Genomic DNA, 10,396 nt, shown 5'->3' on the forward strand with positions numbered 1-10,396 from the left:
GGCTTGCAAGCACGCCGGTCCTCCCTCGGGTGAACGACTGCTCAGCCGAGGTGCGGCGCGTCGTCCGGGAACGAGAGCGGCAGCGAGTACAAACCCCGCGCCGTGCGGGCACCACTCAGCCAGCCGTGGAAGTAGATGTGGCCGTCCACGACGTCCGCGCCGCCGGGGGCGTCCACCTTGCCGCCGAGCAGGTCGTTCGTCAGGAACGGCGCGTCGGACTTCACGAACGGGCCGGTCGCCGTCGGCGCCGACGCGTAACTCGTGTGGTAGCCCGAGCTCTGGAACGTGTCCGCGGAGTAGAAAAGCAGAAACCGGTTCGCGGTCTTCACCATCGAAGGCGCCTCGACGACCGCCTTCTCCACGTTGAGGTCGGCGCGCAACAGCTCGGTGCGAGGCCCGGCAACCGTTCGCCCGTCGTCCTTCAGCTTCTGGGCCCAGATCGCGGCGGGCGCGCCGATGGCTCCACCATCGCTCTTGTAGAGCAGGTAACGGGTTCCGTCCGCGTCGACGAACGTCTGCGGGTCGATGTCACCGTGGTCTTCGGGCGCGCAGATCAGGGGCTGGTCACCAGTGGGGGTGTACGGCCCGTCGGCTTTCGATGCGGTCGCCGCGCCGAGGCACATCTCGCCGTCGGCTGTCCGCGCGCCCGAGAAGTAAAGGACGAACGTGCCGTTCGGCAACAGCGTCACGTCCGGTGCCCAGAACCCGCCGTCCGGCTCGGCCCACGCGGGGACCGCTCCGAGTGCGTCGCCGGTGATGTGCCAAGGCCCGTCCGGCGCTGACGCGGTCGCGACAGGTATCCGGCCCGAGCCCGAGCTCGTGGAAAACGCGAAATAACCGGCTGCGGTCTTCACGACGTCCGGATCGGGAAAGTCCTGGTTGATCAGCAACCGCGGTTCACCGGTGGCCGAAGCGACCGGGCAAACCGTGGTGACGGCCACGAGGACGATGACCGGAACGAGCAGGAATCCCTTGATGCTCATCAGCGATTCTGGTTTCCCTCAGCGGTTTCCGCAATCGAAGGGGCCACGTGCGCCGGGTCGACGGCGCGTGAAACCGCCGCGCGGAGGGGGATCCACGCGGCGGTTTCGGCGGGCGGTCAGTTGCCCTGGGCTGACCCGCCGTCCACGACGGTGCCGCTGGCGCAGTTGAACGGCGTTGCGCCTTGGGCCCCGTTCTCACCCGGCGAAATCACCGGGACGTCGATGCCCTGCGCCACGTCGCGGACCGGCACCTGGACGCCGAGCACGTTGACGTTGTCGTCGCAGACGCCGCCGACCGCGTTCAGGTTGTGCGCCGCGTCGAGGTTCTGCACGTTGGCGAGGCCGACCTGGTCGCTGTGGTCGACCGGGTGGCCGCCGACCGTGACACCGGCTGCCGACGCGGACCCGCCGAGCACCGCCATCCCGGCGGCGAGGGCGGTGGCGACGAAGCCGAGCTGCTTGATCACTAAAAGAACTCCTTCACAAGACCCACCGGACCGTCCGGTGGGAAACCGGGGAAAGGGATCGGGCCCGGCTCCGGTTCGCCGGGCCCGGGGAAGTCGGTTATCGTGCGGTTCACGCCGGGTGGGACCGGCGCACTTCTCCAGGTCGTGACCGGTCCCACCCGTGCCGGCAGCGCCCGGCGTCGCGGCGTGCCCGGAACGCGGAGCAGGAGTGTGCAGCTCGCTCCGTGTTCCGGGCACGCGTGACGACGTCGAAGCGGATCGCCGGATTCCCGTGCCTCAGCCGGCTTCCGCACACACAGCGGGCGGCCTCGGCACGGAAACTCAGTTGTCCTGGCTCGTGCCGCCGTCGACCACCGCGCCCGAAGCGCAGTTGTAGGGCGACTCGCCGCTGGCCTCGTTCTCGCCCGGCGACAGGATCGGCACGCCGATGCCGTTGAGCGAGTCGCGGATCGGCACCTGGACGCCGAGGACGTTGACGTCGTTGCCGCACAGGCCCGGCGTGACGTTGACGTTGTGGAGCACGTCGGTGTTGTTCAGGTTGACCAGGCCGACCTGCCCCATGTGGTCGGAGCCGCCGTGGTGGTGGCCGTGGTGGCCGTCCGGGGTGCCGGCCGCGGCGATACCGCCGGTCAGGAACGCGCCGGCGGCCATGGCGGCCGTGACGAAGCCGATCTTCTTCAGCATGGGATTTCTCCTCGATTGACGATCGCGTCGGATGGAGCGGCAGTGAAGGTGTGTTCTCCGCTCCGTGTGAGGAAAACGTACTGACGTCCTGGAGCCGTTTCCAGCTCGCGCCACCATCGTGTGGATGCCGCAAGCCTCTGACCGGCCTTTCAGTGGTCCTAATGGGTTACGCGGACTTCCCTTTCCGCCAACGTCTTCGAGCCACGGCGACAGCGAATTCCGGGCGCGCAAAAGAGCCCTGCGCCACCACGGCGGCGACGCAGAGCTCCGTTACGGGATTTACTATTCCGGCCAAGCCTCCGCTTCGGCCGTGAGCGCCGTGGTCACGTCGACCTCACCCGAGCGCACCCGCCAGGCGAGCGAGCCGGGGCGAGGCTCGATGAGGTGCCAGCCGACGACGTTTTCGTCGGTGTAACTGGGGTTTTCGTCGTCACCGACACCGAGAGCGGCGAAGTACTGACGCGCCGGCCAGGTCTCCGGAACCCAGGCACGGGCCCACCTCATCACGATGCGAGCGAGGTCGTTGCGGCCGTCCGCCGGGTGCTTCAGGCGGTCGCCGGTGGTGCAGACGAGATGTGGCGTAAAAGTCGCACCCAGTGGCGCGACAACGTTTTCATGGTTCATTGCTCCCCCGAGCCCACGACAGTGGACGATGTTTCCTGATGCGGATGCGCACTTGCGCAGAAAGGGGAGAGCCGGCCGGTGGCGGACGTGCTCGTCCTCCCACGGCTCGCGCTTGAACCGAAGGCCAGCATACAAACGCCACCGCGATGCCGAAATCCGGGTCACAAAACGGGGTTCGCCCTCCCTTCTCGTGAAAGCGCACGTGCACGTGCACGTGCCGGGTACGCGGCAGTTGATCGTCCGCCCGACCGGAAGGAGAAACCGAGATGAACCGAACCGCACGCGCTCCATTCGGTCCCGTCGGCCGGCTGGGCATGACCGGGCCGACACGGTACAGCTCCCCGGTCGAAGCCGCGCCGGGGCGGCCTGCGGCGAGCCGGACTTCGCACGGCGACACGACTCCGCCCGCCCAGCAGAGCGCGATCGACGCGTATCCACCCGCCGAGGCGACTTCCCCCGCGAACACGTACTCGGCTGTCGAACGGCACCGGAACCCACCGAGTGCCCGAGGACGACCTGGCCGGCCGTGGCGACAACGCACCCCCTGCACTCATTCCCCTCGTCTCTCGCACAGAACGTCCCGGCGCCACCCGGCACCGGGACGTTCTGCGTGTTCATTTCTCTGAATGGCGCCTTCGTGTCAGGTCCCGGCAGCCGAATTCAGATTAGCGACGCACGGAGCGCGCAAGAAGTGCTTTCGCGACGTACCCTTCTTAAGAGTGGCTTTCCAGCCCAAGGCAAATCCGCATGATTACCCAATAATTATCACAGTAAACGTCACAATCGAGTGAAACCTGGATCCCACGTGAGAACAACCCAGTGGAACCGTCCGTAAGAAAATATGCGCCGGTTCAACCTTTAGCCGCACCTGGAAGTCTCGAACGAGTGGATCGATCACGTGTCGTGACGATCTGAACCCGTTGCCCGCCTTCGGCTTCACGCGAACTTGATGTTTGTCCGCGATTTCCGGACCGCCGCGCACGGTGTGAAATCGGCAGACTCACCGGGGACTCGCGCATCCGCTCGCACTATTAACGTCCGGGGATCACGATGATCGTCGTCGGCATCGGAATTCCCCAGGGAGTACGACATGAAAAGTGCACTGGTCCGGACAGTCATGGTTTTCGTCACCGCGACGGCGGTGACCCTGACCGGCGTGGGAGTGGCGTCGGCGGGCGGTCCCGGCGGCAGCGGATCGTCGAGCACGACCAGTGCGGGCGCGGAGGTCCAGACCTTGCGTGACCAGTTGGCCACGCGAGCGGACCGCGGAGACGTGTCCGGAACCCGGGTGACGCTCGGCGACCTCGACCCGCTGCTCACGGATCTCGCGCAAGGCAAGCGGTACACCATCCAGGCCGGCGCCCGCGACACCGCGGTCACGGCACGGCAGCAGAACACCGAAGCACGTGAGGGCGTCGACCGGCTGGCGTCGCAGCCGGAGGCCCGGCAGGGGTTGCCGCCGGTGGCCGGGCTGCTCAACGCGTTGCTACAGCGGCTCCTGATCTCGCTGTCCTTGCTGGTGAACGACCTTCTCGGCGGGCTGCCCGTCCCGATCGGTTAGGGCCCGATCGGCACCCCGGACGGGCGAGCCGGCGAAAGCCCGGTGCGGCGGCGACCGCACCGGGCTTTCGCGATTTCGCTATTCGTAGACGACGTAAGCGGGCGTCGGGCTGAGCGCCAGCACTTCCGCGGGCGTCATCAACGCCGCACCGCGGCGGGTGTCCTCGTCGAAAAACAGCTTGAACCCCGGCCGCACGTGGTCGGGCTTGGTCTTCATGAGCGAATTCCACGTCGCCTTCTTGGCCGCGGCCGAGCCGATGCCGTCGACGACCTTCACGGGCGAGACGCCCGGGTGGGCGCGCAGGAGTTCCTCCTCGCGCACGACCGACGACGACACCTGGTGGTACACCATGGCTTTGGCGGGCAAGCGATGCGTCTCGGCGAGGCCGCCGAGGTAGCGCGCGACACCATCGAGCTCGTCGCCGGTCGTACGCCCGAATTTCCTGCCCGGCACGACACCGGGCTCGACTGCCCATTCGGGATCGAGGGCGACGCCGACGTCCGGCTCGGTCAACCACCGTTCGTACGCCTGCACCTCGGGCAGGAAGTCGGCCCGGCCGGGCTGGATGTCGAGCAGCAGCAGGCCGTTCAGGGCTCGCGCCGCATCGAGGTAGTCGCGGATCGTCTCGTCCGCGCAGCGGCTGCGGTACATCCCGTCGGCGCCGGGCGCGCGGTGCACGGTCGTCGCGATCAGCTCGACGACCGGGGTGATCGGCCGGTCCGCCGGGAAGGTGCGGATCCGCTGAGCAAGTTCCCGGCCGGCCGAAGCCAGGTCGCCGGTCATCCGGCCGAGCGCCTTCGAGCCCGACGCTCCGCAGAAGCCGACGAGCAGGCTCGTCGCGAGCGGGTCCGGTGGTGGCACCGGAGTCGTGGGGGACGCGGTGACCGGCACAGCGAGGGCGCGCTCCCGCCGCTGCGCACCGCACGCGCTCGCCGCCAGGCCTGCGAGCGCGGCGGTGAGGACCAGACGTCGATCGAAGGCGGCGAGCGCCGCTTTTGGGGCCATCACAGGGAAATACCCGTGATGATCTTCACGCAAACCGCGCCGTCGGTGATCACCGCATCGTGCCGACGCCTCGTTCGGGTGCAGGTCCGCTGCCTGCGGAAACGACCCTTTTCGGGCTGTGCGGCGGAAACTCGCACTCACCCGACCCGGTGCATCGGCCCGCACGCGGCCGGGCCGGGCCGCACACTTCCCGCATGCGTAGCCTTTTCCGCTTCGGCGCCGGTCTCACCGCCGTGGGTGTGGTGGCCGCTTGTGGTGTGCCGGTTCCCGCGGCGTCTCCGTCGCCCGAGCCCGTGCCGGCCACCGCGCCCGCCCGGGTCACGGCTGCTTCCGCCCAGCGGGCTGGTGCCGACGAACTCGGCCGGGTGCCGATCCTGATGTACCACCGGCTCGTCGCGCACCCGCGGTCGGTGTACGAGCGCACGCCCGCCGACTTCACCGCCGAGCTCGAGCGCCTCGCCGCGGAGGACTACATCCCGGTCACGACGGCCGAACTGCTGACCCGCCGGCTCGACCTCCCGGCCGGCGCGCACCCGGTGGTCCTGACCTTCGACGACGGCGATCCGAGTGTGTTCGCCCTGACACCACAAGGGCAACCGGCGGTGGGAACGGCCGTCCGGATCCTGCTGGACGTCGCGGCCGCGCACCCGGGGTTCCGGCCGGTGGCGAGCCTGTACGTCAACGAGCGCCCGTTCGGTCCGGGGGACGACGAGCGCGAGCTGGACTGGCTGGCCGGCCACGGCTTCGAGATCGGTAACCACACCCGCCACCACACGAACCTGCGTACCGCGTCGGAAACCGAGGCGACGACAGCGATCACCGAGGAGGACGCGGCGATCCGCGCCTACCGGCCTCGCACGCTGGCACTGCCGTACGGCGCGCACCCGCGTCGCCCCGAGCTGGCGCTACGAGGTCCCGGCTATTCCTACGACGGCGTGCTGCTGGTCGGCGCCGGGCCCGCACCTTCGCCGTGTTCCCGTGGCTTCGATCCCGGATCGATCCCGCGGATCCGCTCACAGTCGTCCGGCACGGAAGCGGAGTACGGATCAGCGCACTGGCTGGACGTGCTCGCCTCCCCGGGCAGTCACCGGTACACCTCGGACGGCGACCCGGCGACGGTGGCTTATCCGCGTTCGGGCCCGGCACCGGCCCCCGCTTGTGCGAGCGTGGGCCTTGCCTACTGAACCGGCTCGCGTCGACTGGCTCCCCCAGCCACGGCCGCGGCAGCACCCGGCCTCCGAGACGGCGGAGACTGGGCAGCAGGTGTCCCCGATCCCGGCGCCTCGCCGCCCGTGGCGCCGTCGCCCGGCGAAGGAGCCTGCTCTCCGGAGCACCGCACCGACGACCGGGCAGCTGCGGCTTCCCGGCTCGCACCGCGCCCCCGTGCCACCGGATCGAGGTCGAACCCCCGCCGCCGGGCCGACCCGGTGGCCTGAACACGAGCCGGACGAGCCCCGATCGTCACCGGTCGCGCCCGCGACGACCGGGCAGGTGCGCCTGCCTTCGCTCGGTCCGGCCGAATCCGAGCTGTCCGAACCGGTGCCGGTCGCCTGGTGGCAGCCCGCAGTGCTCGTGCTCGCCGTCGCACTCTCCGTGGCCTTGCTGCTCCTCCCGCGTGCCGTCGAACCGCGGCGGCTTTCCGGCGTCGCTTCGCCGAAACCGGCTCTCACCGCGCCGGTTGCCACCCGAGCTCCAGAACCGGCGGCGCTCCCGGACGGCGCCTCCGTCACCACGGCCGGATCCGGCACCTGGCGTGTCCTTGCCGGTCCGGACACCGTCGCCGGCACCGGGCCCGCCACCGTGACCTACACCGTCGAGGTCGAGGATGGTGTCGACGCCGCCTCCTTCAGCTCCGAAGTCGACGGTGTGGTCGCCGACCCGCGTGGCTGGATCAGCCTCACCAGCCCGACGACCAGCCGCCGCATGTGCGGCTTCGCGATCCCCTACGACTCCTCGTGCCACCTCGCGCGCCGTCACCGCGTCGTCGTCAACCTCGCCCGCTGGATCCGCGGCGCGCACTCCTTCGACGGGGACCTCGCCGGTTATCGTCAGTACGCCATCAGCCACGAGGTCGGCCACGCGCTCGGCTTCGGCCACGTCGGCTGTCCCGCTGCCGGAGCCCCGGCGCCGGTGATGATGCAGCAGACCCTCGGGCTTTCGAACACCTACCTGGCCGAGCTCAACCGCGCCGAGCCCTCGGCAGCGACGCGAGTACGTCCGGACGGCGCCGTGTGCCACGCCAACCCCTGGGTGACCACCCAGCCGTGAAGCGTCACGTGCAACTCCAGCGCGACGGGCCACATCGGACCGCCGATCACGTGCTCACCGAAACGCCGGCAGCACGTGCTCCTGCCAGCTCTGGAAGAAACCTTCGTGATCGGAACCGACCTGCTGGACGTAGATCTCGTCCACGCCGGCGTCGACGTACTGGCGCACTCGTTCCACGTGGGCCTTCGGGTCGTCGCCGCAGACAATCGCCTCCGCGACGGTCTCGCGCGAGACGAACGTCGTCGCCGCCTCGAAGTCCTCCGGACGGGGCAGGATCTGGGCCAGCTGGCCGGGCAGGACGTCGTTGGGCCACAGCCGGTGGGCCCGGTCGAGCGCGGCTTCGGTATCGGCGTCCCAGCAGACCTTCATCCCGGCCTGCACCGGCTTGTCGCCGCCACCGGACTCGCGGAACGTGCGGACGAGATCCGCGTCGGGCGCCACGGTGCAGTAGCCGTCGCCGATCCGCCCGGCCAGCTCGGTGGCCTGCGGCCCGAACCCGGACACGTAGATCGGGACCGGCTCGTCCGGCGTCGTGTAGATCCGCGCGTCCTGCACCTCGTAGTGCACGCCGTGGTGGCTCACGGCTTCCCCACGCCCGCCCGCCGAGTGCAGCAGGCGGATGACCTCGACTGCCTCCTCCAGCATCTCCAGCCGCTGCCCGGCCGAGGGCCAGGCATCCCCGAAGATGTGCTCGTTGAGGGCCTCGCCCGAGCCGACGCCCAGCACGAACCTTCCGCTCAGCTGGACTGCGGCGGTGGCCGCGGCCTGCGCGAGCACGGCCGGATGAATTCGCATGGTCGGGCAGGTCACCGCCGTCGTGACCGGCAGGGACACGGCCTCGGACAGCGCACCGATCACCGACCAGACGAACGGGCTCTGGCCCTGCGCGTCGTTCCACGGGTGGAAGTGGTCGGAGATCCACAACCGCTCGAACCCCGCACGTTCCGCCGCCCGCGCTTGGGCCACGAGCTCGTGCGGACCGTACTGCTCGCAGGACAGGAAGTATCCGATCGAAGTCATGCTGCCTGATACCCGGGAGCCGCGTCCCGCACACCAGCCACCCGATGGAAGAGTGATGATCGCCCAGTTCTCGCCTGAGCCGGGTACGCACCAAGCATGGCCATGCGCGCACCGGATCGTCCCTCTCCGGCTGAGGCTGTTCTCGTTCCCGGACCACGGCACTCGGACGACTACGCGCACTGCGCTGCTCTCTTCGCCGAACGAGACGGGCTTGAGGTCCACGACCCTCGCCGTGACGTTCTGCGTGACCGCCTGATCGCCGAGTACCTTCCGCTGGCCGAGCACATCGCCCGCCGCTTCTCCGGCCGCGGCGAACCGTTCGAAGACCTGCAACAAGTGGCGCGGACCGGACTCATCGATGCCGTGGATCGCTTCACGCTCAGCCATGGGCGCGATTTCCTGGCCTTCGCCGTTCCGACCATCATGGGCGAGGTCCGACGGCACTTCCGTGACACCACCTGGTCGATGCGGGTGCCTCGGGCGCTGAAGGACCTGCAGCACACGCTGTCCACGGCCGCCGAATCCCTCACTCACGAACTGGGCCGCTCCTTCGCACCCAGCGAACTCGCCGACCATCTCGAGATCGGCGTCGACGCCGTCCGGGAAGGGCTCCTTGCCGCCGACGCCCACCAGCTCGGCGACGACACCTGCGAGTACGCGAAGTCCGACAACCGGCTGCTCCTGCAGGCCGCGCTGGCCAAGCTCCCGCAGCGCGAACGCAGGATCGTCACGATGCGTTTCGTGGACGAGCTGACACGTCGTCTGACGTTCACCACACGCGCAAGGGTGGACGAATGCCCCATCGACGTCGTGACCGCCACGATCGGTGCGCTCGGCCTGCATCGGCGTGGCGACACGGACCATGGTTCGGCTCCTCGAGATCGCGGTCCGCACCGCGATCAGCCGCGGCGGCCCCGCCGTCCTCACCGTCCCGGGCGACCTCGGCGACAAGAAGGTCGACGCCGACCGGGAACCGCGGTTCTCCCTCGCCGAACGCAGCACCCGCCCCGACGACCCCGCCCTCGACGCCGCCGCGCAGCTGCTCAACGCCGCCGAGAAGGTCACGCTGCTGGTCGGACGCGGAGCCCGGCAGGCCCGCGAGGACGTGTTGGCGCTGGCGGACCGGCTGGCCGCGCCGATGGTGCTCACCCTCAAAGCCTTGTCGCGCTTCGTGCGGATGACCGGTCCGCGTCGGCTGCTCGGGTAGTACAACCTCGGGTCGATGGCCAACACCGCAATCCGGCGAAAAGTTCGGCCGACCGGACGACGTCCCCGGACCCGACCCGCGGCCGACACCGTGAAACGGTCTCCAAAACCCGACCCTGTCAACAGTTAATCAACATTACCCGCAGATGCATCAGTGATTCACCGCGCGACTTTTCGGCCGTAACAACATCCATCGCGCCACCGACTGAGCCGGAGAGGCCTGCAGGTCAAGCAGCGGCGGCAGCCTGACGTCTTTGCCCGAAGGCACAGAGGGGACGTAATGCAGTCGCGCGTTTTCGACCTCGGAGCTGTCCGGAAAGATTCCGTGGTGACCGTCGTGCTGGAAGCGTCGGCGAACGTCAGACTCATGACGAAGGCGAATTTTCGGGCCTACCAGAAGAAACAGTTCTACAAAATGCTCGGCGGTGTCGCCCTCACTCCGATGTTCAAGCTCACGATCCCGTCGAACGGGCACTGGGTCGTGGTCATCGACGTCCACGGGCTGACCTCACCCCTGTCGCGAACCCAAGTCCAAGTCGACGAAAAGCTGTGACACCGCTGGGCGCTGCGCACCCGCG

At 69.0% G+C, this 10,396-nt stretch carries 11 protein-coding genes and 1 pseudogene; 6 read left to right on the plus strand and 6 right to left on the minus strand.

Annotated elements, in window-relative coordinates; genetic code table 11:
• Nucleotides 1-41: 41 nt before the first annotated feature.
• From ACZ61C_RS29145 to ACZ61C_RS29160, 4 genes are all read right to left on the minus strand, one after another.
• Nucleotides 42-983 carry a glycoside hydrolase family 43 protein gene (locus ACZ61C_RS29145; protein ID WP_465311034.1) on the minus strand — a complete coding sequence of 314 codons (942 nt, stop codon included), beginning with the start codon at nucleotides 981-983 and terminating at the stop codon, nucleotides 42-44.
• 116 nt (nucleotides 984-1,099) lie between these two features.
• Complete coding sequence (locus ACZ61C_RS29150; protein ID WP_465311035.1) at nucleotides 1,100-1,450, minus strand: hypothetical protein; 351 nt, start codon at nucleotides 1,448-1,450, stop codon at nucleotides 1,100-1,102.
• Nucleotides 1,451-1,771: 321 nt separating this feature from the next.
• Entirely contained in the window at nucleotides 1,772-2,134 is a 363-nt protein-coding gene (locus ACZ61C_RS29155) for a hypothetical protein (protein WP_465311036.1), read from the minus strand.
• Nucleotides 2,135-2,416: 282 nt separating this feature from the next.
• Nucleotides 2,417-2,758: a hypothetical protein gene (locus tag ACZ61C_RS29160; RefSeq protein ID WP_465311037.1), complete on the minus strand. Its 342-nt coding sequence runs from the start codon at nucleotides 2,756-2,758 to the stop codon at nucleotides 2,417-2,419.
• A gap of 1,090 nt (nucleotides 2,759-3,848) precedes the next feature.
• Between ACZ61C_RS29160 and ACZ61C_RS29165 the strand changes: the two genes are divergently transcribed.
• A complete protein-coding gene (locus ACZ61C_RS29165) occupies nucleotides 3,849-4,319 on the plus strand; it encodes a hypothetical protein (RefSeq protein ID WP_465311038.1) in 471 nt (156 codons plus the stop codon).
• Between the two features lie 78 nt (nucleotides 4,320-4,397).
• On the opposite strand, the gene ACZ61C_RS29170 is transcribed toward ACZ61C_RS29165, so the two are convergent.
• On the minus strand, nucleotides 4,398-5,324 hold the full coding sequence (locus ACZ61C_RS29170) for a hypothetical protein (protein WP_465311039.1): 927 nt from the start codon (nucleotides 5,322-5,324) through the stop codon (nucleotides 4,398-4,400).
• Between the two features lie 194 nt (nucleotides 5,325-5,518).
• Between ACZ61C_RS29170 and ACZ61C_RS29175 the strand changes: the two genes are divergently transcribed.
• Entirely contained in the window at nucleotides 5,519-6,508 is a 990-nt protein-coding gene (locus ACZ61C_RS29175; protein ID WP_465311040.1) for a polysaccharide deacetylase family protein, read from the plus strand.
• 307 nt (nucleotides 6,509-6,815) lie between these two features.
• On the plus strand, nucleotides 6,816-7,592 hold the full coding sequence (locus tag ACZ61C_RS29180; protein ID WP_465311041.1) for a DUF3152 domain-containing protein: 777 nt from the start codon (nucleotides 6,816-6,818) through the stop codon (nucleotides 7,590-7,592).
• A gap of 54 nt (nucleotides 7,593-7,646) precedes the next feature.
• Here ACZ61C_RS29180 and ACZ61C_RS29185 read toward each other — a convergent pair whose 3' ends face one another.
• Complete coding sequence (locus tag ACZ61C_RS29185) at nucleotides 7,647-8,612, minus strand: TIGR03557 family F420-dependent LLM class oxidoreductase (RefSeq protein WP_465311149.1); 966 nt, start codon at nucleotides 8,610-8,612, stop codon at nucleotides 7,647-7,649.
• Between the two features lie 102 nt (nucleotides 8,613-8,714).
• Here ACZ61C_RS29185 and ACZ61C_RS29190 point away from each other — a divergent pair.
• From ACZ61C_RS29190 to ACZ61C_RS29200, 3 genes and pseudogenes are all read left to right on the plus strand, one after another.
• Nucleotides 8,715-9,311, plus strand: a pseudogene (locus tag ACZ61C_RS29190) (sigma-70 family RNA polymerase sigma factor); the annotation flags it as partial.
• A 163-nt stretch (nucleotides 9,312-9,474) separates the two neighbouring features.
• Nucleotides 9,475-9,819, plus strand: coding sequence for a hypothetical protein (locus tag ACZ61C_RS29195; protein ID WP_465311042.1), 345 nt, complete (start codon nucleotides 9,475-9,477; stop codon nucleotides 9,817-9,819).
• 279 nt (nucleotides 9,820-10,098) lie between these two features.
• Nucleotides 10,099-10,371 carry a DUF1883 domain-containing protein gene (locus tag ACZ61C_RS29200; protein ID WP_465311043.1) on the plus strand — a complete coding sequence of 91 codons (273 nt, stop codon included), beginning with the start codon at nucleotides 10,099-10,101 and terminating at the stop codon, nucleotides 10,369-10,371.
• Nucleotides 10,372-10,396: the final 25 nt, after the last annotated feature.

Source organism: Amycolatopsis sp. NPDC104587 (assembly GCF_055583645.1).